Raw genomic sequence first — 23,936 nt, forward strand, 5'->3', positions numbered from 1 at the left:
TTGTATTAGTTTGGGTCGTTTTTAGTAATGCTATCGCCTTCAAATTCTATGATATAGATGTCTTCGCTATCTTTTTTCATATAGTATTTTTCGCGAGCATATTTTTCTACTTGCTCAGAATTATGCAATTGTTGGATGTGTTCTTTGTCTTTTTTGATTTCTTGTTGATAGTATTCTTTGTTTTCTCTTAACTCGTTTATTTCTTTATCAAGAATTCGGTGATCAAAATAGGAATAATTGTCTAGAAAAGTCATCCAAACAATAAAAAACAAAGAAACCCAAATGTATTTGTTACTGAGTATTTTGAACCATCTTTTGTCTTTGTAAGGATTATTCATTGTTAAGGTTTTATGTAAGAAATTAAATTTTACAAGATACGTTGGTTAATAACCGCACGAACGACATCAATAGCTACGGTGTTGAACTTGTCATTAGGGATAATGATGTCTGCGTAGGCTTTTGTCGGCTCGATAAATTGTTCATGCATCGGTTTTAGCGTGTGTTGGTAGCGGCTCAAAACTTCTTCCATATCACGTCCACGCTCAGAAATGTCTCTGCGTAATCTACGAATTAATCGCTCATCAGAATCTGCATGCACAAAAACTTTGATATCAAACAAATCCCTAAGTTCTGGATTGGTAAAAATTAGAATACCTTCAACAATCATTACTTTTCGTGGATGAGTCACTATGGTGTCGTCTGTTCTGTTGTGTTTGATGAATGAGTAAACAGGTTGATTAATGATGTTGCCTTGTTTTAGTTCTTTTAAATGCGTAACAAGCAGTTCAAAATCTATAGCTCTAGGATGGTCAAAGTTAATGTTGGAACGCTCCTCGTAACTCATGTTTTTGTTCTCTTTGTAATAAGAATCTTGAGAGATAATACCTACTTCAGCATCAGGTAGTTCGTTCATGATTTGATGTACTACTGTTGTTTTTCCACTTCCGGTTCCTCCCGCAATTCCTATAATGAGCATACTAACTTTACTTTTAAAATTTGTTACAAAAATAAGAATTAAAAGAGATACCTATTTGTTTTTGCGGACTATTTTTGAAAGACTTGCTATTTAAATGATTAGTAAATAAATTGTGAAAGAGTGTTTTTTTACTGCTTGCAAGAATGCCTTTTTTTTGCCTTTTAGCCCCGGGAGGAGTGGCATCCTTTGCTGACATGGTTTGGCAGCAAAGATAGAACGGATCACGGGACGATGTTTCCTGATAAGCCTATTTTTTCTGCTCCTAATACAAACAAAACTACTAGATATGTTGGCTTATTTACATTTTGTGCACAATAAAAATAGTAGGGCGTTTGTGTAAGTCTACTTTTTCTTTTTTCCAAGCCGCTATTTTTTTTGTTTTGATGTATTCGGTGGGCAAAGTGATATCGGTGGCTACGCAAAGATGGGTCTCTGGATGTAGGATTTGAATTAAATCTTCGAGTAGTTTGTTGTTGCGATATGGGGTTTCGATGAAAATTTGCGATTGGTTTTTGTCGAAAGATAATTTTTCTAAAAACTTTAATGCCGATTTTTTCTCTTCTTTTTCAATAGGTAAGTAGCCGTTGAAGGTAAAGCTTTGACCGTTCATTCCAGAAGCCATAAGGGCTAGTAGGATAGAGGACGGGCCAACCAACGGAACGACTTGTATGCCTTTGTCGTGTGCGATTTTTACAATGACTGCTCCAGGATCAGCTACGCCAGGGCAACCGGCTTCACTCATTAATCCCATATTTTTTCCCTCAAGCAAGGGTTGAATCATAGCCAAATGTTCTTTGTTTTCGGTATGCTTGTTTAGGGTAAAAAGCACCAACTCGGATTGCTTTTTTTCAGGCTGTACCATTTTGATTGATTTTCTGGCCGTTTTTTCGTTTTCTACGATGTAATGGTCAATAAAATCGATACTTCTTTTGATGGTTTGCGGCAAAACATCCATAGGGTCGCAATCGCCCATAGTGGTTGGAATTAAATACAGTTTGCCGAAAGAAGAAGTTGTAGTCATGGCCTTTTTGCTAATGGTGATAAAAGGGAATTTGAGAAAGTGTTAACCGTGTTTTGCGAGCAATTTAGTAGCAATTACGTCGCAAACTTCGTCTAGCATTTGGTATACATTTTCAAAACCATTGGCTAAGCCGTAGTAAGGATCGGGTACATCGACATTTTCTCCTGGAAATAATTCGTTCAAAATCATTTGAACTTTGTTTTTCTGGGTGTCGTTTTTGGCCATTTCAATCACAGTGTCATAATTGGAGGCGTCCATTACATAGATATAATCGAAGGTGTCGAAATCTTTTGTGCTAAATTGTCTCCCTTTTTGGTGAGCAATCGAAAGGTTATGGTGCTCTGCTACTGCAATGGAGCGTTTGTCTGGCGAATGGCCGATGTGCCAAGAGCCTGTTCCGGCAGAATCAACAAGGAATTGATCCTCTGGTAGTTTTGAGGCTAATATTCCTTCTGCCAAGGGAGAACGGCAAATATTGCCTAAACATACCATTAAAATCTTTACAGGCATAATCCGCGTTTATAGCGTTAATTTTGAATTGATATCGTCAACAAATTTTTTGAATTGTTTGTCTGTCGCTACTAAGTTGTCTACTGTTTTACAAGCGTGTAAAACTGTAGCGTGATCGCGATCGCCTATTTGTGAACCAATATTCGCTAGTGAGGCTTTAGTGAATTTTTTGGCAAAAAACATTGCTAATTGGCGGGCTTGAACCACGTGTCTTTTTCTGGTTTTAGATTGTAGGGTTTCTAAGTCCAGTTGGAAATAATCCGAAACAATTTTTTGAATATAATCGATAGAGATTTCTCTTTTGACGTTTTTGACAAATTTCTCCACCACACTTTTAGCCAACTCGATGGTTACTTCTTTTTTGTTGAAAGAAGATTGTGCGATTAACGAAATGATAGCGCCTTCTAATTCACGAACGTTTGATTTGATATTTCTAGCAACATACTCAATGATGTCATCAGGAATGTCAACACCGTCACGATACAAAATGTTTTTAAGAATTGAAATTCTAGTTTCGTAATCTGGTTGGTGTAATTCTGCGGATAATCCCCATTTGAAACGAGACAACAAACGTTGCTCAATATCTTGCATATCAACAGGAGCTTTGTCCGAAGTCAAAATTACTTGCTTACCGTTTTGGTGCAAATAATTGAAGATGTGGAAAAATACATCTTGAGTTCCTGATTTTCCAGATAAAAACTGAACATCGTCTATAATTAACACATCGATTAATTGATAGAAGTGAATGAAATCGTTACGGTTGTTTTTCTTAACCGAGTCGATATATTGTTGTGTGAAAATTTCGGCTGAAATGTATAGAACCGTTTTTTCAGGATATTTGTCTTTAATCTCTACACCAATAGCGTGAGCTAAGTGTGTTTTTCCTAATCCAACGCCACCAAAAATTAATAACGGATTGAAAGATGTTCCACCCGGTTTGTTAGCAACAGCCATACCCGCAGAACGAGCCAATCTATTAGAATCTCCTTCTAGGAAATTGTCGAAGCTGTAGTTAGGATTTAATTGTGATTCAATTTTTAAATTACGAATACCAGGAATCACAAAAGGATTTTTTAATTCTGGATTCAAATTTTTGATAGGAGCATCTACTTCCTGTGGTTTCATAACCACACGATTGGCACTTGGTAACTGTTCTGTAAACGGTTGCTTGTTGCCATAAGTGTTCTCCATTTTGATTTTGTAAAGCAATTTGGCGTTCTTACCTAGTTCTTTGGTAAGGGCAACTTTTAATAATTTCACGTAGTGTTCTTCTAGCCATTCGTAGAAAAATTTACTAGGTACCTGAATGTATAAAGCATTGTCGGTTAGCTCAACTGATTTAATAGGCTCAAACCAAGTTTTGTATGCTTGCTCTTGGATATTGTCCTTTATAAAAGATAAACAGTTTTCCCATACCGATTGTGCAGTTTTATTCATAGATTTGGCGAAATTATTTTAGCTTTAATTGTTATTTTGAGCAAAAAAACGTGTCTGTTTTTTGCATTTTTCAGGTTAACAAAAGTGTGAATAATTTTTTGTATAAAAAAATATATTGGACAATTATTTTAGAAAAAAATGTCGTAAGGGGCATTTTAAAATTTAAATTTTTTAAAGCATAACTAATGAAAGATCACCAAGTAGAAGTACGTGTTCGTTATTCAGAAACCGATCAAATGGGAGTCGTTTATCACGGCAATTACATCCCTTATTTTGAGATAGGACGCGTGGAATGGCTTAGAAATAAAGGGGTTTCGTATAAAGTCATGGAAGAAAATGGAATTGCACTTCCAATTGTTTCTATGAATATTAATTACAAAAAATCGGCGCGCTATGATGATTTACTAACGGTACACACTCGTTTCAAAAGTCAGACGTCTGTGAAGATAGAATTTGATTGCGCAATTTATAACGAAGCACAAGAGTTATTAACAACTGCCGAATTTGTGTTGGTTTTTGTGTCCTTAAAAACGGGTCGTCCAGTCGCTCCTCCAGATTATATTTTGGAATTATTGAAAACCATCGATTAACGACAAAAATCATCGACGAAAAACACTATTTTATCCTTTTTTTGCGATTTGTATTTCAAACATATTTTCAAAAATGTCGAATACCATTTCGGCATTTTTTTTTCGAATACAGCATTCAATTTTGCCAATCGGTAAATTTGTTTCGGCATCGATTTCCATTTCTTGATTTACAATTTGAAGTTGCTTTTCTTTAATAACGCGCATGACTTTGTTCATGTTCTTATAATCGAAAGTGATTTCGAAAAAAACATCAATGGTTTTCTCTACAATTTCACTCGCTTCTATCGCTAATTGAGCTGTGGTTTTGTAGGCCGCAATCAATCCGCCAACTCCCAATTTGGTGCCGCCAAAGATGCGAACCACCACAATCAATATATTCGTTAGACCAAACGATTGAATTTGCCCATATATTGGCGTGCCAGCTGTGTTACTCGGTTCCCCATCGTCATTGGCTCTAAAAATCACCGATTCGGTCCCAATTTGATACGCATAGCAATAATGCACCGCATGCGGATGTTCTTTTTTGAGTATTTCAATGATGGGTTTTACTTCCTCCTCGCCGCTAATCGGAAACGTATAGCCAAAAAACTTACTGTTTTTCTCCTTAAACAATATGGGTTCGTTCGGTGCAGCAATGGTTTGGTAGGTGTCTTTCATTAGGTGTACTTCTCCAAAAGGGATATTTTTTGATGCAAAAGTAGTTTTTTTTGGAGCCCAACCCAAGGCATTTTTAGTAGGCAAGGGTTCCCGCTATCCGCTATATCTTTTTTTATACCCTTGTCGGAAGTATTGTCATTGGTCAAGGGTATAAAAAAAGGATGCCGCTACTATCGGGGCTAAAGGAGCAGCAGTTGGCTTTTTTGGATACATTTTAAAGTTTTATCCCAAGCTATTCTTTTCAAATAAATCGACTACATCTTCTTTTCCTACTTGCAGGTTCCAGACCTGAAGTCCGAGAGCTTGAGCTGCATCAGTGTTTTCTTTTTTATCGTCTACAAACAAGGTTCTTTTGGGTGACAAATCATTTTGTTGCAAAACGTGCAAGTAAATTTCAGCATCGGGTTTTCGCATTCCTACTTCAAAAGAAAAATACACTTTTTCAAAACATTGGTAAAAAGCGCCATAAAACGAACTTCCTGTTTTTTGCTCAAAAGTGTCAATATGAATAGCATCAGTATTGCTCAACAAAAACAAGCGGTATTTTTGCGACAATAATTGTAAAAATTCTAAACGATACAAGGGAAAATCAAGTAAAACTGCATTCCAAGCTGCAAGAATTTCTTCGTGACTCGCATTGGGAATTTGTTTTTGAAAACCGTTTAAAAAAGCTTCTTGTGTACAATCGCCTTTTTCAAAAGCAATATTTAAAGCGTCCAATTCTTCATTCCAAGCTTTGAGACCCAATGCTTGTAATTGGTCTTGCGTGGCTTGCTTGTCTAGATTGATAAATACATCTCCAAAATCAAAAATGATGGCATTAATCATGATTGCTAAGTATTAAAAGTTCGTCAGTTGCAATAGTAGACTTATTTGGATTCTTTTTTTGGAGTATCGGTGCTTTTATTCCAGAATGAAAAGAAATCGCTCCAATAAAAATCCGTGCTTCATCCCACATATTCAAATCGATAAAATGCTGAATGGTAGTGGTGCCACCTTCAATAATAACAGATTGAAGACGGTGCTCGTATAACCTTTGCAGGAGTTGTGGTACAATGTTTTGATTGAAATCTAGGATTTCAAAAGTACAATTCTCCTTGTTTTCATTGTGTTTGTTTGCTGTGAAAATCAGTGTAGGAACACTTTGGTCCAAAACAAAACTTTCCTTAGGTAGGCGTCCTTCTCGGTCAATAATTACTCGAGTTGGATTTTGTCCGTGCCAATCTCTAGTGTCTAACTTTGGATTATCAGCAAGCACCGTTTGTGTTCCCACCAAAATTGCCTGCTCTTCGCTGCGCCATTTGTGCACCAATTGACGTGAATAGGTATTGGTAATCCAAATCGGGGCGCGTTCTTGATTTGGTTTTGGCGATGGAGCGATGAAACCATCTTGGCTTTCGGCCCATTTTAAGATAATGTAGGGGCGTTTTTGGTTGTGAAATGTGAAAAAGCGTTTGTTGAGTTCTTGGCATTCTTTTTCGAGTACACCAACAGTCACTTCAATACCAGCATTTTTCAAACGTTCTATGCCTTTACCTGCCACTTGATGGTTGGGGTCAACGGTTCCTATAACCACTCTAGGAATTTCACTTCGAACAATTAAATCAGCACAAGGCGGTGTTTTTCCGAAATGACTGCAAGGTTCAAGACTTACATAAATAGTAGCGTCTTTCAATTGCGATTTGTCTTTTACGCTATTAATGGCGTGCACTTCTGCGTGAGGTTCTCCGGCTTTTCTGTGCCAACCTTCGCCAATAATTTTTCCATTGGCAACAATTACGCTGCCTACCATCGGGTTAGGGTATGTAGTGCCTAAACCATTTTTGGCTAGTTCGATGCAACGTTTTATATAAGTTTCATTTGTGTTCACTATGCAAAAGTACTATTTTTTGGGAGTTAGATTTCGCTAATTTGTCAATTAACAATGCTATTTTTGTCAGACTAACCAAAGAAGATAAAGTACAATGACATCTTGGACTATTAGAAAAATTGAAAAGAAAGACAATCCTGCCGTGGCCCAGTTAATACGAGCTGTTTTTGATGAATTGGAAATTCCAAAAGTAGGCACTGCTTACGAAGACCCTTATTTGGATTTGATGTTTGAGGAATACAACAAGCCACGTTCTGTTTATTTTGTGGTGGAGCAAGAGGGAGAAGTAGTAGGTTGTGCAGGCATTGCACCTTTGGCTAATGAAAAGGAAACCATTTGCGAATTGCAAAAAATGTACTTTTTGCCTGCTACCCGAGGGAAAGGAATTGGAAGCGAAATGATGGCTATTTGTTTGCAAGCCGCCAAAGACTTTGGGTTTGAGCAATGTTATCTAGAAACGATGCCGTTTATGCATTCAGCTCAAAAGTTGTATAAGAAAACAGGCTTTGAGTACTTGTGCAGTGCTATGGGCAATACGGGGCATAGTAGTTGTCCGGTTTGGATGCTGAAAGATTTGTAACAGCTCAATAATATGATTCGATATTTAGTACTATAAATTATGACAATAAGAGCCTACAGAACTCATTTTATTCAGGAACTTTCTTCTATTTATGAGGAAGGCGAGGCCGAAAGTTTTTTCTATCTGATTTTGGAAGCCAAGCACCAACTCAAACGAATCGATTTGGCATTGCAACCTGATTTGACTTTTTCGGAGGTCGAACTCGTGGTTTGGAACAGCATTTTAGAAGATTTAAAAAAAGAAATCCCGATTCAGTATCTTTTAGGAAAAACCAGTTTTTACGGATTGGATTTTGAAGTCAATGAAAATGTGTTGATTCCAAGACCCGAAACCGAAGAGTTGGTCGAATGGATTCTTGAGGATTGTGGTAAAACAGATACAACAGCAGAATTTTCAATTCTCGATATCGGGACGGGAAGTGGCTGCATTCCGATTAGTTTGAAAAAACAGTTGCCTCAGGCCAAAGTTTCAGCTATTGATGTATCGGAAAAAGCATTGGAAGTCGCTAAAGGCAATGCGAAGTTAAATGGAGTGGAAGTGCATTTTATGCTGCAAAACATTTTAGAAACAGCCGATTTGTTGGAAAGTTATGATGTGATTGTCTCGAATCCACCCTATGTTCGGAATTTGGAAAAGCAAGAAATCAAGAACAATGTATTGGAATATGAACCGCATTTGGCTTTGTTTGTAGCCGATGATGATGCTTTGATTTTTTACAGAAAAATTGGTGAGTTGGCATTGAAAAGTTTGTGTCCCAACGGGAAGTTGTTTTTTGAAATCAATCAGTATCTCGGTAAAGAAACGGTTGATTTATTAAAAGATTTAGGCTTTCAAAACGTAGAGTTGAAAAAAGACATTTACGGAAATGATAGGATGATTTTGGCTTCTTTGTAAGTCGAGTTGTTGAACTGTATTTTGATTTTCGAAGGAGCACAATGTTGTTAAGTGTCATTTCGATGAAGGAGAAATCACATAAGTTGTTTACATTATTTGATTCTTCGTTCCTCAGAATGACAAAAAAAGTCATGATGTAGTAGGATTTCGCGTGAGGGATAGCAGCTAACTACCGAAGTAGTGCGTATAGCCCGACCGCATAAAAAAAGGGACCGACTAGCACGATTGCTGAGTAGGTCCCTTTTTTTATGGGGTCACGCCCAAATACTTATTCATATCGCAACGCCTCAATTGGGTCGAGTTTGGAAGCTTTTACGGCAGGATAGAGTCCAGAAACAATGGCGACCATAAAACTTGTAGCAAAGGCAGCGAATATGGCGCCCCACGGAATAACAAAGGCAAAATCCATTGCGCTAGCGATACCAAAACCTATTAGGATTCCGAAGATAATACCCACTAGTCCGCCAATTTGTCCAATGAGTAGCGTCTCTATAAAAAACTGAAAAGCAACGGTCGATTTCTTGGCGCCTAAGGCTTTTCGAACGCCAATTTCTCGGGTTCTTTCGGTTACGGAAACAATCATAATGTTCATCAAGGCGATAGAAGAACCCAAAATGGTAATTACCCCAATGAGCCACGATGCCAATCCAAGATATTGCGTGATACCTAGAATACGGTTAATCAAATCATCGCTTCGTACCACGCCAAAGTTGTTGTCTTTGACAGGGCTTAGTTTTCGAACGCGGCGCATTACGCTAGTGGCGTTGTCTATTGCTTGGTCTAGCAATTCTTTTTTGCCCACCATTACACTCACACTGTAATTGATATTGGGAGCGCTGAAAAGCGAACGCGCGACTTGAATCGGTATCAACACACGTAAATCCTGACTGTTACCAAAAGTTGAACCTTTTTCTTTAAGTACACCAATGACTCTGAATTTGGCTCCGCGAATCGAAATAATTTTATCAATAGGGTTGACATCTTTTAAAAGTCCTTTTTCGAAATCCGAACCTACTACACAAACAAACGCATTGTTGTTGATGTCGAAACTCGTAAAATTACGCCCAGCACTGAATTCCAATCCCGAATTCACGGCATACATTTCGTCGACGCCTACGATTTTGTTCTCGGGGTCGGTTTTGGTATTCAAATACTTGATTTCGGCGGTAGAGGTAGCCGTAAACGAAAGCGAAGTCTCGGTAAATGGATATTTGTATTTGTTTCTAAACGCCACCGCATCTGGGTAGGAGATAATCGGGTTGATGATTTCTCGTTCGCCGCCGCCACGGTTTCGCGTTACATTTTCGTATTGATTGATGTTGAAGGTATTGGCTCCCATCGAGGCAAAATCGGATGAAATGGTGTTCTCTAAAGCCGCCACCACGGTCAAAATTCCCACCAAAGCCGTGATTCCAATAGCAATAATCAGTACCGTAAGAATGGTACGCAGCAATTGCGTTTTGATAGAACCCAACGCAATCTTGATATTTTCTTTTAATAATTTTAGCATCATACAAGTTTGTCACGAAAATACAATTTTTGTTACAAGTTTGGTTTTCAAAAAACACTAAATTTCAAATCCACAAACCTTCTGTTTTTTTTAAAACCATATAAGGCATATTAGGATATTTAGTTTTTTCTTTCCTAACTCGGCTGACATCCTTGTGTGCTTTGCGGTTAAATTTTACAGCTTCAAAATAAAACTTATATGCCCTTACATTCCTTTATGGTTCAAAATAAAACTTCAAAAAAAAATCCCTATTTCTAGGGATTTCTTATCATTTTGCAGCAAAAATAGCGTTTAGATTTTGAGTAAACATTTTCGCATTGTTTTCTGGTATTATGTAAACAACTTCTTTACCCGCGTGAAGAATAATTTTCTTTATTGATAACTTGACAGGAGCTTTTATCAAATCCATTTTTAGGGTACAGGCGCCATCAAAATAGCCATCATTTTCAATTGTTTGTTTTTGCGTGGTGATTGTTCCGTCCGATAATTCTGCAGAAATAGACATTTCACTATTCAATACATTAGTATAAAAACCATCCATAACCATTAAAATTCGGTATATATTTTTTGGATTAGCATCTTTGAACTCATGTCGGGTAATAGTGTATCGCAACCCTTTAGCTAGAATTGGAAAGTTTTGACTACAGTCGAGTTCATAACTAGTAACATCTCCTGCATCGTTAGTATGTTTGATAACTTTTTTTACTTGTCCTTGCATTTGAAAAAAAGAGATAAAAAAGAATAGCAATAAAAATTTTTTCATAATGTGATTTTCTTTAATAAATTAGGATTATATGCATTAAATTTAGTCATAATTTATTTATTTTTTGGGCACTTAACTCTTTTTTAGGTATTTATTATTGTTTTTTTAATCATGCTATTTATGAGACAATCCTAAAAAGGATTCGTTTTCTAGAATGATGACCTAATTTTAAGAAGTTCTGCCAATGAGGCTAGAGCAGTAGGAGTACCAAAACGTTTGGTTGGAATTATAGCCCGACAAGGTATTATTTTTATCAATTTTTGTAAGGGAATAGTGTTATATTTGGGGAAATATAGCGAAGCAAACTTTCGATTATTTAACCGATTATCGGTGTGTAGCTAAAATTTGTTTTGCCTAACATACTTTGATATTCGTCATTTCAGAACCAAAATCCAACCAAATGTCACACGTACGACTCAAACCTTCAAAAGAATTTGAAATAGATTTTCATCCATCTGAATTGGATTACTCAAATATTCCAAAAGAAAGTAAAAAATATAGCCAAGAGTATTTGAGTTCGAATAAATTGGCCGAGCACGAAAATTTCGATATTATGATAATGTTGGAAAGTAAGGTAATTTATGGCTATGATTATATATACCAAAACAAAAAGCTTATACTTCCCGAGGTAGATCCAATTACAATTTTCTTCTCAAATGCTGTAATGTCTTATGGACGGCTACAACATTATAAGATTAAGCTTTTAGAAGAATCATCAAAAGCTGATGAAACTGGAATGAGTTTAGATTTAAATTTATCAGGAGATTTTTTTCAGCCAGCCATTAATTGTATAATAAATCTTCAGGCCTCATTGGAAAGTTTTGCTAATAGGATAATTCCAGAAGATTATTTGTTTATCGATAAAACCGGAAATAAAATTTTTCCTACTGTTAGTTACAAACTTTATAATGTTGTTCCAAAAATTAAACTTATCGATTTCAAGCAAGCTAAAAATAAAAAACATAATAAAGCCATAGACAAGTTAATACAGTTAAGAAATGATATTATACATCTAAAGCCCGCAGAAAAAACTAATACTGGTTATAAAGGAACTTATAGAGAAATCCTAGATTTTGATTTTATTAGAGCATTTAATGCTGTGAAATCTTATATCAATTTCTATCAAGAAAACCTAGTTTCAGAATGTCCTTGTGGGAACGATTATTTTTTTGACAAATTTAAAAGTGAATAGAAATGGCTTATAAAATCTACAACGGATTTGGGCAATTGACTTAATTGAAAGTTTGTTTTGTTTCCCTAAAGCTAGTGTTAAAAAAGCTAAATAAGTTAGAATTGAAAAAAAAGCAATTATTTTATTTACAGTATTTTATATTTTTAGTTCTTTTAAAATTCCATCAGGATTTTTATAATCATTAGTATTAGTTTTTATGAAAAGAGAAATTTTATTGAGCATCTCTATAATTAAATTATTATATTCATACATGAAATAATTGTTTTCGGTTTTGCGAGTTACTAACATTATAAACGTATTGTTAATAATGTTACCTTGAGGATATAAATGAAAAATTTTAGTTGCTTCTTTTTCATTTATTCGATAATCAGAGACCCATTTTTGGAACTTACTAAAAATATATTCATTTTGAAAAACTAATAGTTTTAAATTAGTTTTTTTTAATCTTGTTTGGTCGATGTAATTTAAAGGAATCAATAAGTTGTCATAATTTATTTTTAAAATTTCTTCAAATTGATCATTGTTGTAATTTTCAGTAATGTAAGATCCTTTGGCTTGTAATTCAGAAAATAATTGTCTCATATTTAGTTTTTTATTGTTTTATTTCTGCTAAATTAACCAGAATAGTTCGTTTAGCCAATTTACTTAAATTTCAGTTCCATTAATTAATTATTAGTTAAGACTCTAGTATTCACACCAAAACAAAATGACACCACCCACCCAAAAAAAAATACAATTCGACAACTTTGTTTGGATAGACATTTGCCAACCCAACCAAGAAAATCTAGACCAAATCGCCAAAGAATACCAGTTGGATTATTTTCAAATTAAAGACAGTTTGGAGCGAGGGCATTTGCCCAAATTTGAAAAACAGCCCAATTATAATTTTTTAATTCTGAGAGCTTTTACGCCAAGAATGGCTAGTAAGGCGACTACTATCAATGAATTGTCTCATAAAATCGCCTTTTTTTACAACGGACACAAAATCATTACGGTGCATCGCAGTCCGTTTGCGTTTTTGGAAACCGTAAAAAAAGACCACAAAACGCCCGAAGCCATTTTGATTTATCTCATCCACAAAATGGTTGAAACCTATCAAGTGCCTTTGAACGACTTGGACGAAAAAATCATTCAAATCGAAAAGACGATTTTCCTGCAAGACTATTCCAAAATATCCTTGGAAGAACTGTATTTCTTGAAAGCGCAAACCCGTATCACCAAAAAGTTATTGCAGATTTTTCAAAATGTCATTCACCAACTCGAAGTGAGTGAGTCTTCCAAAACCGCTTTGCAAGACATCAAAGACAAGTTGCTGAGTTTGCTGCTCAATTATGACGAAGTGCTTGAAAACGCCAACAATTTACTGAATACCTATCTTTCGGTCAACGCACAAAAAAGCAATGATGTAATGAAATTGTTGACCATCTTTTCGGCTTTCTTTTTGCCGCTGACTTTTATCGCAGGTATCTATGGAATGAACTTTGAAAATATGCCCGAATTACAATGGCCTTTGGGCTATTTTATGACCTTGGGCGTGATGGCGGTCATTGCTTTGGTCATCTATTTTTGGTTCAAAAGAAAACGCATTCTTTGATTTAGTAGTAAGAAATCAAAAGTTGACCTGATAAAACCCACTTTTTTTGGATAGGATTTCTTTTAAAAAGTAAGATATTTGCAAACCTAATTGAAAATTCATTTTACAATGGCTTCAAAACCCAGTATACCCAAAGGAACGCGCGATTTTTCGCCAGCCGAAGTGGCCAAAAGACAATACATTATTCAAACGATAAAAAGCAATTTTGAAAAATTTGGCTTTCAACCTATAGAAACTCCATCCTTCGAGAACTCAGATACTTTGATGGGAAAATATGGTGAAGAAGGCGACCGCTTGATTTTTAAAATCTTGAATTCTGGAGAATATCTAAAAAATGTTCCATTACATTTTTTAGAGTATAAACAAGAAAAAGCTATAACTCCACAAATTTCTGAGAAAGCCTTGCGTTATGATTTGACCGTTCCTTTTGCGCGTTACGTGGTACAACACCAAAGTGAAATCGAGTTTCCGTTTAAAAGATATCAAATCCAACCTGTTTGGCGCGCCGACCGTCCTCAAAAAGGGCGTTTCAGAGAATTTTTTCAATGCGATGCCGATGTGGTAGGTTCCAAATCATTGTGGCAAGAAGTGGAGTTGGTACAATTGTATGATACGGTTTTTACGGCTTTAGGATTAGAAGGCGTGACCATCAAAATCAATAATCGTAAAATTTTATCTGGAATTGCTGAGGTGATTGGCGCTTCGGATATGCTGATTGATTTTACCGTGGCATTGGATAAACTGGATAAAATTGGCGAAGACGGCGTAAAGAAAGAAATGATTGAAAAAGGCATTTCTGAAGAAGCGATTGCTAAGGTGCAACCTTTGTTTAGTTTTACAGGAACGATTACAGAGAAAATCAACCAATTGTCACAATTGCTTTCTGCTTCGGTAGAAGGAATGAAAGGTGTTGAAGAATTGCAATTCATTTGCGAAAAAGTGACCCAACTTGGATTGGCTACAGCTCAGTTGGATTTGGATGTGACTTTGGCAAGAGGATTGAACTATTATACGGGTGCTATTTTTGAAATTGCTCCACCCAAAACTGTTGCTATGGGTTCCATCGGTGGCGGCGGAAGATATGACGACTTAACGGGTATTTTTGGCTTGAAGAATATGAGTGGTGTGGGGATTTCTTTCGGCTTGGACCGCATTTATTTGGTAATCGAAGAATTGGGATTGTTCCCAGATACGGTTGCTGCTACTTCAAAAGCGTTGTTTGTGAATTATGGCGAAACCGAAGCTTTTGCTGCAATGCAAACCATTCAGAAATTAAGAGCCGAAGGCATTAAAGTAGAATTGTATCCCGATGCTGTCAAGATGGGGAAACAATTGCAATATGCTGACAAAAGAGGCATTCCGTTTGCAGTCATTATTGGGACACAAGAACTAGAATCGAATACTTTTTCAGTCAAAAATTTAGTGTCTGGTGAACAATTAGTACTTGATTATGAGTCTCTTAAGTCTTATTTATCATAAAGAATACCAACAAAAAAAGCTTCGTTTTGATAAACGAAGCTTTTTTTATTATAAACAATGCTGAATTAATAATTAACTAAAAACGGGAATAATTCTCTGTATATAAATTATTAGGTTGAAATAATAGATTGACAAATTTAGGCAAACTATTTCGTGATAGTCTTAAAATTATATTAAATTTTTAAGAAGTTCGTAAAATCGTTAGAAGCTGTATTTGTTTGATGCTAAAATCGTTTTGTTTTATATATGACAATTTGACATTTTATTAGTTTTGGCAACACTTTTGACAATAGATGAAAAGAATCAAAAATAATGTTTAAAAAATTTTTTAAAAATAAAAGCAATATGACTACTGAAAATACAGAGTTCGATCAAGAAATAGATGATGCAACGTTGGAGAATAATGCAAATGGAGAGCAACTAATCATTGAAGAATTAAGTGTTGAGGAACAATTAGCACAAGATTTAGCCAAAGAAAAAGATAAATTCTTGCGCTTATTCGCTGAATTTGAAAATTACAAAAGACGTACAACAAAAGAGCGTATTGAGTTATTCAAAACAGCTAGTCAAGAAGTTTTATTGGCTTTGTTACCTGTTTTAGACGATTTTGATCGTGCTATGGTTGAAATCAACAAATCTGAGGATGAATTATTAGCTAAAGGTGTGGAATTGATTCACGAAAAGCTAAAAGGAACTTTGGTAACCAAAGGATTAGAGGTAGTTGACGTAAAAGCTGGAGATGCTTTTGATGCTGATTTTGCTGAAGCCATCACTCAAATTCCTGCGCCATCAGACGACTTGAAAGGTAAAATTGTAGACGTATTGGAAAAAGGATACAAATTAGGCGATAAAATTATTCGTTTCCCAAAAGTGGTAATTGGACAATAATCAGAATTCAAAGTAGCGCATTTATAGCTAAATGTAATAGCACCATATAAAATGAAAAAAGATTTTTACGAAATATTAGGGATATCTAAGAGTGCTTCGGATGCTGAAATCAAAAAAGCGTACCGAAAAAAGGCATTAGAGTTCCATCCTGACAAAAACCCTGACAATCCTGCAGCCGAGGAGCAATTCAAATTGGCTGCTGAAGCCTATGAAGTGTTAAGCGACCCACAAAAGAAAGCCAAGTATGACCAGTATGGTCACCAAGCTTTTGATGGAGCTGGCGGATTTGGTGGTGGTCACGGCGGTATGAATATGGATGATATTTTTAGTCAATTCGGAGATATTTTCGGAGGTGGCTTTGGTGGTTTCGGAGGCGGAGGCGGAGGTCCTCGTCGTGCCAAAGGAAGCAACATGCGAATTAAAGTCAAATTGACATTGGAAGAAATTGCCAATGGTGTTGAGAAAAAAGTAAAAGTAAAACGTAAGGTACAAGCGCCTGGCGTTTCCTATAAAACCTGTTCAACTTGTAACGGTCAAGGTCAAGTGATGCGTGTGACCAATACTATTTTGGGTCGTATGCAATCGGCGTCTACTTGTCCGTCTTGTGGAGGTTCTGGACAAATTTTGGATAAAAAACCAAACAATGCCGATGCGCAAGGAATGATTTTAGAAGACGAAACAGTTTCTATCAAAATTCCAGCAGGTGTAGTTGACGGTATGCAATTGAAAGTTTCTGGAAAAGGAAATGATGCTCCTGGGAATAGTATTCCTGGCGATTTGATTGTAGCGATTGAAGAGTTAGAGCACGAGTTCTTGAAACGTGAAGGAGAGAATTTACACTACGATTTGTACATCAGTTTTGCTGAAGCGGTTTTGGGTATTTCTAAAGATATCGAAGCGGTAAATGGCAAAGTGCGTATCAAATTAGAAGAAGGAATTCAATCTGGAAAAATATTGCGTTTAAAAGGAAAAGGAATTCCAAGTATCAATGGTTACGGAAGTGGTGATTTATTAGTTCACGTGAATGTTTGGACACCAAAAACATTGACCAAAGAACAAAAACAATTCTTTGAAAATGCGTTGAATGACGATAATTTCACGCCGCATCCTGAAAAATCAGACAAATCATTCTTTGAGAAAGTTAAAGATATGTTTTCTTAATTTTTTTAATCTTATTTTATACTAATCCCTGTGTTTTTGTAGCACGGGGATTTTTTTGTCGTTTAGTTTTTTAAAATTGGATTAGCGCAAATTCGCAAATTATTTTTTTTAAGTATATTTTTTGATTACCGCAGATTCGCAAATTTTGAAAGTGTTGATGGAGTAAGACCTTTTATAGTTGAGGTAATTTGCGAATTTGCGGTTCAAATCTGGTTGGTATTAAAAAGGTAATTGAAATAGTAAAAAGTACTTTTTAGCCCCGATTGTAGTGGAAATCCTTTGATGCCGGGGTTCGGCAGCAAAGATTGTAGCGGAAAGCGGGACGACTCGTGCTTGAAATATCGACTCGTGCTGCTCCTAAAAAATTGGAAACGACTTCAAGTTTAGAGTTGAAGTTCGTCTAGTTTTATTGCTGTAAAAAGCGGCATTTTCTGTAACAATTGGGCGTTGTTGACTACTAATTACCTATTTTTGCAATTCTAAAAATTAAGCTATGAGTAGTATTCTCGAGGTAAAAAATGTAGTGAAGCAATATGGCGATTATGTGGCGCTTAATTCCGTTTCGCTTTCGATACCCAAAGGCAGTATTTATGGTTTATTAGGACCTAACGGAGCCGGAAAAACCTCTTTAATTCGTATCATTAATCAGATTACGTTGCCCGATAGTGGTGAAGTGCTTTTGGATGGCGAAAAATTACAACCCCATCATATTCAACACATCGGGTATCTTCCCGAGGAGAGAGGTTTGTACAAATCGATGAAAGTAGGCGAGCAGTGTTTGTATTTGGCACAACTGAAAGGGCTTTCTAAAAAAGAGGCTAAAATTCAGTTGGATTATTGGTTTGAGAAATTAGACATCAAAGGCTGGTGGAACAAGAAAATCGAGGAGTTGTCTAAAGGAATGGCACAAAAGATTCAGTTTGTGGTGTGTGTGTTGCATCAACCCAAATTGTTGATTTTTGATGAGCCGTTTTCAGGTTTTGACCCTGTGAATGCGAATATTATCAAAGATGAGATTTTAGGATTAAAGGAAAAAGGTACGACCATTATTTTCTCGACCCATAGAATGGAAAGTGTAGAGGAATTGTGTGACCATATCGCTTTGATTCATAAATCGAATAAACTCATAGAAGGAAAATTAGAAGAAGTAAAACGCCAATACCGCTCTAATAGTTTTGAAGTGGGCATTTTGACGGATAATGTCGAAGGCTTAATGTATGATTTGACGCAAAAATTTACCGTGGGTCCAGCCAATTTCAAGTCTTTGAATCAAGAATTAAAATTAGAAATTCAGCTAGGTACAGGTACACCCAACGAATTGTTGCAAGTCCTTACGCAACGTGGTCAAGTGACGCATTTTGTGGAAAAAATTCCAAGTGTGAACGATATCTTTATTAAAACTGTAACCGAGTAAATTCTATAAAAATAATGAGCAAATTATCCCTTATCATAAAAAGAGAATTTATAGCCAAGGTGCGCAACAAATCGTTTATCGTAATGACTTTTTTGAGTCCGTTATTATTTGTTGGAATTGCTGTTTTTGTTAGCTATTTGGCGTCTATGAAAGCCGATACTAAGCAAATTGCGGTTCACGACGAAACAGGTTTGTTTGTTGCCGATTTTATGGCTAAAAATAAAAAAGATAGCGAATACCAGTATTTGGATTTGTCGGTTTTGGACGTAAAAGCCCTTAAGGATAGCATTACACAAGAGCGTTTTGAAGGCGTGTTGCAAATTCCTAAAACGGCATCTATTGCCGAGTTGGATAAGAAGATTCAATTCATATCCAATGATAGTCCAAGTATCACTTTTATTGAGGAAGTTCAGGATATTTTGGATAAAAAAATCACCCAACTCAATTTTCAATCCGCAAAATTGGATACTGTGGCGATACATAAAGCGCAGTCCAATATTAGCATCAGTTTGAGTAAAGCCTCAGGCGAGGAAAGTTTGAAAGGATTGAATGAAATTAAAATTGCTATTGGCGGTGCCTTTGGGTATTTGATTATGATGTTTATCGTGATTTATGGCAATATGGTGATGCGAAGCGTAATCGAAGAAAAAACCAATCGTATCATCGAAATCATTATTTCTTCGGTAAAACCTTTTCAGTTGATGATGGGGAAAATCATTGGAACTTCATTGGCAGGTATTCTTCAGTTTTTAATTTGGGCGATTATAGGTTTGGGATTGTTTTTGGGTGCTTCGCTGTTTTTCGGTGTCAATTTAGGGCCTACTTCCAAAGTTCCACCCGAAGTGATGCAAGCAGCACAACAGGAAATAGCAAGTACGGCGCAATTGTATTTGGCTGAATTGTGGAATCTTCCGATTGGGACTTTACTGACTTGTTTTGTGATTTATTTCATTGGAGGCTACTTTTTATACAGTTCCTTTTATGCTGCCATCGGTGCTGCGGTTGACAACGAAACCGATTCACAACAGTTTTTGCTACCGATTATTATGCCTTTAATTTTGGGCGTTTACATCGGGTTTTTTACGGTAATCAATGACCCTCACGGCACGGTAGCCACCATTTTCTCGATTGTGCCTTTGACATCGCCAATCGTGATGCTAATGCGTATTCCTTTTGGCGTACCTTTGTGGCAAATTTTACTTTCAATAGTACTTTTATTCGGAACGTTTTTATTGGTAGTTTGGTTTGCTTCCAAAATTTATCGCGTGGGTATTTTGATGTACGGTAAAAAACCAAGTTGGAAAGAATTGTATAAGTGGTTGAAGTATTAAATTCCAAAAAGTAAATCCCAAAATCCAACTATTGGAATTTGGAATTTTTAAAATTTGAAAATTGTTAAGAATGAGTAAAATATTAATTATAGAAGACGAAGCAGCGATTCGTAGAGTTTTGGTCAAAATTCTTTCAGAGGAGAATGATTCGTATCAAGTAGACGAAGCTGAAGACGGCGCTGTAGGTTTAGAGAAAATAAAAAATACCGATTATGATTTGGTGCTTTGTGATATCAAAATGCCAAAATTAGACGGAGTTGAAGTGTTGGAAGCTGTCAAAAAAATCAAACCTGAAATTCCAATGGTGATGATTTCAGGACACGGCGATATGGAAACGGCCATCAATACGATGCGTTTGGGAGCTTTTGATTATATCTCAAAACCGCCTGATTTGAACCGATTGTTGAATACGGTTCGCAATGCTTTGGACCGAAAAAAATTAGTAGTTGAGAATAAAATTCTAAAGAAAAAAGTCAGCAAAAACTACGAAATGATTGGCGAGAGCGAAGCCATTAATCATATAAAAATGATGATTGATAAAGTAGCTCCTACCGAAGCTAGGGTGTTAATCACAGGACCTAACGGAACTGGAAAAGAATTAGTAGCCCATCAATTGCACGAGAAAAGCGAACGCGCAAGTTTCCCTTTAATCGAAGTGAACTGTGCTGCTATTCCGTCAGAATTGATAGAAAGTGAGTTGTTTGGACACGTCAAAGGCGCTTTTACATCAGCTGTAAAAGACCGTGCAGGAAAGTTTGAAGCAGCAGATAAAGGGACAATTTTCTTGGACGAGATTGGCGATATGAGTCTTTCGGCTCAAGCCAAAGTGTTGCGTGCATTGCAAGAAAGTATGATTACGAGAGTGGGAGCCGATAAAGACATTAAAGTCGATGTTCGTGTGGTTGCTGCAACCAACAAAGACTTGAAACAAGAGATTGCCGAAGGTCGTTTTAGAGAAGATTTGTACCACCGTTTGGCGGTTATTTTAATCAAAGTTCCTGCATTGAATGAACGTCGCACCGATATTCCGATGTTGGTTACACATTTTGCAGAGAAAATTGCTTCAGAACAAGGGAATGCTGTTAAGAAATTCTCAGAGGCAGCCATTAGCTTGCTTCAAGAATACGATTGGACAGGAAACATACGAGAGTTACGCAATGTAGTGGAACGCTTAATAATTCTGGGAGGAAGTGAAATTTCAGAAACCGATGTGAAGTTATTTGCATCAAAATAAATGTAATGATTTAATGATTGATGCAAAAAGAGATTAATAAATGTTTCAATCATTCAATTTTTTAATAACGACAAATGAAACTAAAAAAAATAAACGAGAATCTTCAAAAAGCCTTGATAGAAAATGGTTTGGTAGAAGCCAATGCTATGCAACAGGAGACTTTTTCTACGCTAAAAAGTGGTGCAGATTGTTTGATTATTGCACCAAAAGCAAGCGGAAAAACAACGACTATTGTTATCAATGTAATTCAGCGTTTGGCGGGAGCCAATGAAGAATCTCCAAGGGCTTTGATTGTAGTTGAAGACAAAGCCAAAGTGTTGGCAATGGAAGAGCTTTTTGATAAATACAATCAATACACCAAGTTAGAAGTATACGGTGTACACGATAAAGGCGATATGGACTATGATAAAAATTACATATCCACAGGTATCGATGTTTTGATTGGTACACCTAGTCGATTGAATGAAATGTTCTCTTCTGCAGGTTACAATGTCAATCGTTTAAAAATGTTCATCATTGATGACACTGACCCTATATTGAAATTACGTCACGAAACCAAAATTATGCGTATTTCAAACAGTATTGCCAAAACGCAGCGTATCATTTTTGCAGAACAAATTACGGAACGAATTGATTTGTTGGCAGAGAAAATGCTAATCGAACCTTTTGAGTTTGATTTCGATGAAGAAGAGGAAGAGGAAGAGGACGAAGAAGATACAGAATAGATTTTAGACGTTAGATTTTAGAAAGCAGCCCTCAGAATTGAGTCTTTGCGGTTAAATTTAACTCAACAACAACCCTCAACAACAACCAACTAACTAACTAACTAACTAACTAACTAACTAACTAACTAACTAACTAACTACAAACCATAAACCACAACCAATCAACAACCAACCCTCAACAACAAACATAAAACAGTATGGGATTAATGAAAGTGTTTTCAGGCAGTGAAATATTAGCACTAGCCTTACAAGAAAAATTAGAAACAGCGGGAATCGATACCGTAAAAAAAGACAATATTCAATCGGCTCGTTTGGGTGGATTTGGTGGTTCCGATTTGGCCATTGAAATTTTTATTCAAGAAACAGATTTTGCTAAGGCGAATCCAGTTATCGAGGATTTTAGAATGAGTATTTAAATTGTTTCCATAAGTTATGAAATACAAAATGCTAGTTTTAGATATGGATGACACGCTGTTGACAGACAATCATACCATTTCTAAAGAGAATCGAGCCATGATTGCTATGGCACAAGAAAAGGGTGTTGAAGTGGTTTTGGCATCAGGAAGACCTACGCCAGCGATGACACATTATGCAAAAGACTTGCAAAATAGTTATATGATTTCGTTCAATGGTGCTGTAGTTACCGATTTAAAAAAGGATACCGTAATTTTTGAGCAATCGTTGACTAAAGAGCAAATTCATGAGCTACATGATTATAGTTTGAAAATGAAAACGCATATCATTACGTATATTAATGATACGATTGTAAGCGAAACCCACTCTGAATTTATTGAGGTAGAACGAAGCATAACGGGTATGCCGCACGAACTAGTTCCTGATTTTAAAGCAGCTGTAACTTCTAATGCAGTAAAATGTATTTTACTTGAAGACCCTTCTTATTTGAAAACGGTAGAAACCGATTTGAAACAAGCAATGCCAGATTTAAGTGTGTCCATGTCGAAACCTTTCTTTTTGGAAGTTGCACCTAATGGCATCGACAAAGCCGCAAGTATTGCATTTTTGGCGAAGAAATTAGACATTGACCAAAGCGAAATTATAGCAGTAGGAAATGCAGGAAACGATTTGACTATGATTCAATATGCGGGATTAGGCGTTTGGGTGGATAATGTAACTCCCGAATTGAGAGGTTTTGGAGATGTTATTGTAGCTTCGAATAATAATCACGGCGTAGCCGAGGTTATCGAACGATATATATTGAGTTAAAACTTTTTAACCGAAAAAAAACGGGAAAGTATTCATTGTACTTTCCCGTTTTTATTTTTATAGCTAGTGATTATATTTTGGCTACTGATACAAAATATTTGTTTCCGTCACCCATTGTTAATTTTACGCGTTCATCACAAAGGTCAATAGCGTGTGTCTTGCTTTCATAACAATTGCAAGAGGTGTTTTTGTCTTTTGCCATTGGGGTTTCACATTTTACATTTTTAAAAGCTGTAAGTTGTGGGTTGTATAACGTAACCAAATCGGTAGAGGCGGTAACCAAAGTAATGATACTCGCACTGTTATCGTTGGTAATTCTATAGACAATTCTGTCGGTGTAGTTTACACCGTCAATCATCACTTTTCGGATGTAAGTGTACGCAATAGAGCTAGTTTCGGCTTCTTTTACTTCGAATTTAAATCCTAAAGCTCGAATTTCTAAATCAAATTTTTGTTGTGAGTTGTAATTGGCCCAATTGGTTAGGGTCGCAACTGTAGGAAAAGTGTTTGTTTTGCTAGTAGTATTTTGGCCGTAGCTGCTCAAAATAGCCAATAGCATGAAGTAGATTGTGGGGAAAAATGCTTTCATGTTGGTTGTACTAATTTTTTTGCCTACTCTAGTTGGTTTTCGGCTTACCCATTTTCTTAATTTATTGATTGTAAGTGCAATAGGTTTTTGTGTTTACTGCAATGCAATATAGAATTTAAATTATCATCTGCAAAATTTGAGGTAGGAAATATAGTATTCTAGTTAGGTATAGGAGAGGTGTACTTTTTGCTTAATATAAAGTATTGGTATTTAATGAGTAATGGTAATTTTTACTTTCAAAAAAAAATATTTGATTCGAAAATTATTCTAAAGCATTGTTTTTCATATCCTGATTTT

The 23,936-nt window shown here is 36.1% G+C and carries 26 protein-coding genes; 14 read left to right on the forward strand and 12 right to left on the reverse strand.

All coding sequences use genetic code 11. From position 1 onward, the window contains the following. Positions 1-5: 5 nt before the first annotated feature. From ACSVH9_RS00920 to dnaA, 5 genes are all read right to left on the reverse strand, one after another. Positions 6-338 carry an FtsB family cell division protein gene (locus ACSVH9_RS00920; RefSeq protein WP_438062072.1) on the reverse strand — a complete coding sequence of 111 codons (333 nt, stop codon included), beginning with the start codon at positions 336-338 and terminating at the stop codon, positions 6-8. A 29-nt stretch (positions 339-367) separates the two neighbouring features. Further along, on the reverse strand, positions 368-976 hold the full coding sequence (udk, locus tag ACSVH9_RS00925; RefSeq protein WP_438062073.1) for a uridine-cytidine kinase: 609 nt from the start codon (positions 974-976) through the stop codon (positions 368-370). A 298-nt stretch (positions 977-1,274) separates the two neighbouring features. Continuing rightward, a complete protein-coding gene (locus tag ACSVH9_RS00930) occupies positions 1,275-1,997 on the reverse strand; it encodes an SAM-dependent methyltransferase (RefSeq protein ID WP_438062074.1) in 723 nt (240 codons plus the stop codon). Positions 1,998-2,039: 42 nt separating this feature from the next. Next, complete coding sequence (locus ACSVH9_RS00935) at positions 2,040-2,507, reverse strand: low molecular weight protein-tyrosine-phosphatase (protein WP_438062075.1); 468 nt, start codon at positions 2,505-2,507, stop codon at positions 2,040-2,042. Positions 2,508-2,516: 9 nt separating this feature from the next. Continuing rightward, positions 2,517-3,944, reverse strand: coding sequence for a chromosomal replication initiator protein DnaA (dnaA, locus tag ACSVH9_RS00940; protein ID WP_064714545.1), 1,428 nt, complete (start codon positions 3,942-3,944; stop codon positions 2,517-2,519). A gap of 185 nt (positions 3,945-4,129) precedes the next feature. Between dnaA and ACSVH9_RS00945 the strand changes: the two genes are divergently transcribed. Then, positions 4,130-4,534, forward strand: coding sequence for an acyl-CoA thioesterase (locus ACSVH9_RS00945; RefSeq protein ID WP_064714546.1), 405 nt, complete (start codon positions 4,130-4,132; stop codon positions 4,532-4,534). A 30-nt stretch (positions 4,535-4,564) separates the two neighbouring features. Here ACSVH9_RS00945 and ACSVH9_RS00950 read toward each other — a convergent pair whose 3' ends face one another. The 3 genes from ACSVH9_RS00950 to ribD all read right to left on the reverse strand — a co-directional run bounded on the left by ACSVH9_RS00950 (position 4,565) and on the right by ribD (position 7,061). Next, complete coding sequence (locus ACSVH9_RS00950; RefSeq protein ID WP_438062515.1) at positions 4,565-5,191, reverse strand: IMPACT family protein; 627 nt, start codon at positions 5,189-5,191, stop codon at positions 4,565-4,567. A gap of 222 nt (positions 5,192-5,413) precedes the next feature. After that, complete coding sequence (locus tag ACSVH9_RS00955; protein ID WP_438062076.1) at positions 5,414-6,019, reverse strand: HAD family hydrolase; 606 nt, start codon at positions 6,017-6,019, stop codon at positions 5,414-5,416. Next, positions 6,012-7,061, reverse strand: coding sequence for a bifunctional diaminohydroxyphosphoribosylaminopyrimidine deaminase/5-amino-6-(5-phosphoribosylamino)uracil reductase RibD (ribD, locus tag ACSVH9_RS00960; RefSeq protein ID WP_438062077.1), 1,050 nt, complete (start codon positions 7,059-7,061; stop codon positions 6,012-6,014). Before ribD ends, ACSVH9_RS00955 begins: the two co-directional genes overlap by 8 nt. A 94-nt stretch (positions 7,062-7,155) precedes the next feature. Between ribD and ACSVH9_RS00965 the strand changes: the two genes are divergently transcribed. Together ACSVH9_RS00965 and prmC are read left to right on the forward strand one after the other, a co-directional pair. Then, positions 7,156-7,641 carry a GNAT family N-acetyltransferase gene (locus ACSVH9_RS00965; protein ID WP_159682820.1) on the forward strand — a complete coding sequence of 162 codons (486 nt, stop codon included), beginning with the start codon at positions 7,156-7,158 and terminating at the stop codon, positions 7,639-7,641. A 39-nt stretch (positions 7,642-7,680) separates the two neighbouring features. Further along, a complete protein-coding gene (prmC, locus tag ACSVH9_RS00970) occupies positions 7,681-8,535 on the forward strand; it encodes a peptide chain release factor N(5)-glutamine methyltransferase (RefSeq protein ID WP_438062078.1) in 855 nt (284 codons plus the stop codon). 268 nt (positions 8,536-8,803) lie between these two features. Here the strand turns inward: prmC and ACSVH9_RS00975 are convergent, their stop codons facing one another. After that, complete coding sequence (locus ACSVH9_RS00975) at positions 8,804-10,048, reverse strand: ABC transporter permease (protein ID WP_315171695.1); 1,245 nt, start codon at positions 10,046-10,048, stop codon at positions 8,804-8,806. Between the two features lie 265 nt (positions 10,049-10,313). After that, complete coding sequence (locus tag ACSVH9_RS00980; protein WP_315171693.1) at positions 10,314-10,808, reverse strand: hypothetical protein; 495 nt, start codon at positions 10,806-10,808, stop codon at positions 10,314-10,316. A 400-nt stretch (positions 10,809-11,208) separates the two neighbouring features. On the opposite strand from ACSVH9_RS00980, the gene ACSVH9_RS00985 reads away from it, so the two are divergent. Next, positions 11,209-12,000 (forward strand): hypothetical protein, encoded by a 792-nt coding sequence (locus tag ACSVH9_RS00985; RefSeq protein ID WP_438062079.1) that lies wholly within the window; start codon positions 11,209-11,211, stop codon positions 11,998-12,000. A 135-nt stretch (positions 12,001-12,135) separates the two neighbouring features. Here the strand turns inward: ACSVH9_RS00985 and ACSVH9_RS00990 are convergent, their stop codons facing one another. Next, positions 12,136-12,582, reverse strand: coding sequence for a hypothetical protein (locus ACSVH9_RS00990; protein WP_438062080.1), 447 nt, complete (start codon positions 12,580-12,582; stop codon positions 12,136-12,138). 124 nt (positions 12,583-12,706) lie between these two features. On the opposite strand from ACSVH9_RS00990, the gene ACSVH9_RS00995 reads away from it, so the two are divergent. From ACSVH9_RS00995 to ACSVH9_RS01040, 10 genes are all read left to right on the forward strand, one after another. Further along, positions 12,707-13,594 (forward strand): CorA family divalent cation transporter, encoded by an 888-nt coding sequence (locus ACSVH9_RS00995; protein WP_438062081.1) that lies wholly within the window; start codon positions 12,707-12,709, stop codon positions 13,592-13,594. A gap of 108 nt (positions 13,595-13,702) precedes the next feature. After that, a complete protein-coding gene (gene hisS, locus ACSVH9_RS01000; protein ID WP_438062082.1) occupies positions 13,703-15,073 on the forward strand; it encodes a histidine--tRNA ligase in 1,371 nt (456 codons plus the stop codon). 312 nt (positions 15,074-15,385) lie between these two features. Next, positions 15,386-15,961 (forward strand): nucleotide exchange factor GrpE, encoded by a 576-nt coding sequence (locus tag ACSVH9_RS01005; protein WP_159682855.1) that lies wholly within the window; start codon positions 15,386-15,388, stop codon positions 15,959-15,961. 51 nt (positions 15,962-16,012) lie between these two features. Next, a complete protein-coding gene (gene dnaJ / locus ACSVH9_RS01010) occupies positions 16,013-17,122 on the forward strand; it encodes a molecular chaperone DnaJ (RefSeq protein ID WP_438062083.1) in 1,110 nt (369 codons plus the stop codon). A gap of 493 nt (positions 17,123-17,615) precedes the next feature. Continuing rightward, on the forward strand, positions 17,616-18,536 hold the full coding sequence (locus ACSVH9_RS01015; protein WP_300976801.1) for an ABC transporter ATP-binding protein: 921 nt from the start codon (positions 17,616-17,618) through the stop codon (positions 18,534-18,536). Between the two features lie 14 nt (positions 18,537-18,550). Next, entirely contained in the window at positions 18,551-19,867 is a 1,317-nt protein-coding gene (locus tag ACSVH9_RS01020) for an ABC transporter permease (RefSeq protein WP_438062084.1), read from the forward strand. 70 nt (positions 19,868-19,937) lie between these two features. Further along, entirely contained in the window at positions 19,938-21,101 is a 1,164-nt protein-coding gene (locus ACSVH9_RS01025; protein WP_024981191.1) for a sigma-54-dependent transcriptional regulator, read from the forward strand. 74 nt (positions 21,102-21,175) lie between these two features. Continuing rightward, positions 21,176-21,826: a DEAD/DEAH box helicase gene (locus ACSVH9_RS01030; protein WP_438062085.1), complete on the forward strand. Its 651-nt coding sequence runs from the start codon at positions 21,176-21,178 to the stop codon at positions 21,824-21,826. A gap of 197 nt (positions 21,827-22,023) precedes the next feature. Beyond that, on the forward strand, positions 22,024-22,242 hold the full coding sequence (locus ACSVH9_RS01035; RefSeq protein WP_159682878.1) for a putative signal transducing protein: 219 nt from the start codon (positions 22,024-22,026) through the stop codon (positions 22,240-22,242). Between the two features lie 16 nt (positions 22,243-22,258). Further along, positions 22,259-23,050, forward strand: coding sequence for a Cof-type HAD-IIB family hydrolase (locus ACSVH9_RS01040; protein WP_438062086.1), 792 nt, complete (start codon positions 22,259-22,261; stop codon positions 23,048-23,050). A gap of 70 nt (positions 23,051-23,120) precedes the next feature. On the opposite strand, the gene ACSVH9_RS01045 is transcribed toward ACSVH9_RS01040, so the two are convergent. Beyond that, positions 23,121-23,639 (reverse strand): hypothetical protein, encoded by a 519-nt coding sequence (locus tag ACSVH9_RS01045; RefSeq protein WP_159682884.1) that lies wholly within the window; start codon positions 23,637-23,639, stop codon positions 23,121-23,123. Positions 23,640-23,936 lie beyond the last annotated feature (297 nt).

The sequence above is a fragment of the Flavobacterium sp. RSSB_23 genome, from assembly GCF_051547145.1.
Taxonomy (GTDB): domain Bacteria; phylum Bacteroidota; class Bacteroidia; order Flavobacteriales; family Flavobacteriaceae; genus Flavobacterium.

Excerpts from the sequence above, each read along its gene's own strand:
- ACSVH9_RS00920 (WP_438062072.1), bottom strand. The coding sequence starts at position 338 with ATGAATAATCCTTACAAAGACAAAAGATGGTTCAAAATACTCAGTAAC.
- udk (WP_438062073.1), bottom strand. The coding sequence starts at position 976 with ATGCTCATTATAGGAATTGCGGGAGGAACCGGAAGTGGAAAAACAACA.
- ACSVH9_RS00930 (WP_438062074.1), bottom strand. The coding sequence starts at position 1,997 with ATGACTACAACTTCTTCTTTCGGCAAACTGTATTTAATTCCAACCACT.
- ACSVH9_RS00935 (WP_438062075.1), bottom strand. The coding sequence starts at position 2,507 with ATGCCTGTAAAGATTTTAATGGTATGTTTAGGCAATATTTGCCGTTCT.
- dnaA (WP_064714545.1), bottom strand. The coding sequence starts at position 3,944 with ATGAATAAAACTGCACAATCGGTATGGGAAAACTGTTTATCTTTTATA.
- ACSVH9_RS00945 (WP_064714546.1), top strand. The coding sequence starts at position 4,130 with ATGAAAGATCACCAAGTAGAAGTACGTGTTCGTTATTCAGAAACCGAT.
- ACSVH9_RS00950 (WP_438062515.1), bottom strand. The coding sequence starts at position 5,191 with ATGAAAGACACCTACCAAACCATTGCTGCACCGAACGAACCCATATTG.
- ACSVH9_RS00955 (WP_438062076.1), bottom strand. The coding sequence starts at position 6,019 with ATGATTAATGCCATCATTTTTGATTTTGGAGATGTATTTATCAATCTA.
- ACSVH9_RS00965 (WP_159682820.1), top strand. The coding sequence starts at position 7,156 with ATGACATCTTGGACTATTAGAAAAATTGAAAAGAAAGACAATCCTGCC.
- prmC (WP_438062078.1), top strand. The coding sequence starts at position 7,681 with ATGACAATAAGAGCCTACAGAACTCATTTTATTCAGGAACTTTCTTCT.
- ACSVH9_RS00975 (WP_315171695.1), bottom strand. The coding sequence starts at position 10,048 with ATGATGCTAAAATTATTAAAAGAAAATATCAAGATTGCGTTGGGTTCT.
- ACSVH9_RS00980 (WP_315171693.1), bottom strand. The coding sequence starts at position 10,808 with ATGAAAAAATTTTTATTGCTATTCTTTTTTATCTCTTTTTTTCAAATG.
- ACSVH9_RS00985 (WP_438062079.1), top strand. The coding sequence starts at position 11,209 with ATGTCACACGTACGACTCAAACCTTCAAAAGAATTTGAAATAGATTTT.
- ACSVH9_RS00990 (WP_438062080.1), bottom strand. The coding sequence starts at position 12,582 with ATGAGACAATTATTTTCTGAATTACAAGCCAAAGGATCTTACATTACT.
- ACSVH9_RS00995 (WP_438062081.1), top strand. The coding sequence starts at position 12,707 with ATGACACCACCCACCCAAAAAAAAATACAATTCGACAACTTTGTTTGG.
- hisS (WP_438062082.1), top strand. The coding sequence starts at position 13,703 with ATGGCTTCAAAACCCAGTATACCCAAAGGAACGCGCGATTTTTCGCCA.
- ACSVH9_RS01005 (WP_159682855.1), top strand. The coding sequence starts at position 15,386 with ATGTTTAAAAAATTTTTTAAAAATAAAAGCAATATGACTACTGAAAAT.
- dnaJ (WP_438062083.1), top strand. The coding sequence starts at position 16,013 with ATGAAAAAAGATTTTTACGAAATATTAGGGATATCTAAGAGTGCTTCG.
- ACSVH9_RS01015 (WP_300976801.1), top strand. The coding sequence starts at position 17,616 with ATGAGTAGTATTCTCGAGGTAAAAAATGTAGTGAAGCAATATGGCGAT.
- ACSVH9_RS01020 (WP_438062084.1), top strand. The coding sequence starts at position 18,551 with ATGAGCAAATTATCCCTTATCATAAAAAGAGAATTTATAGCCAAGGTG.
- ACSVH9_RS01025 (WP_024981191.1), top strand. The coding sequence starts at position 19,938 with ATGAGTAAAATATTAATTATAGAAGACGAAGCAGCGATTCGTAGAGTT.
- ACSVH9_RS01030 (WP_438062085.1), top strand. The coding sequence starts at position 21,176 with ATGAAACTAAAAAAAATAAACGAGAATCTTCAAAAAGCCTTGATAGAA.
- ACSVH9_RS01035 (WP_159682878.1), top strand. The coding sequence starts at position 22,024 with ATGGGATTAATGAAAGTGTTTTCAGGCAGTGAAATATTAGCACTAGCC.
- ACSVH9_RS01040 (WP_438062086.1), top strand. The coding sequence starts at position 22,259 with ATGAAATACAAAATGCTAGTTTTAGATATGGATGACACGCTGTTGACA.
- ACSVH9_RS01045 (WP_159682884.1), bottom strand. The coding sequence starts at position 23,639 with ATGAAAGCATTTTTCCCCACAATCTACTTCATGCTATTGGCTATTTTG.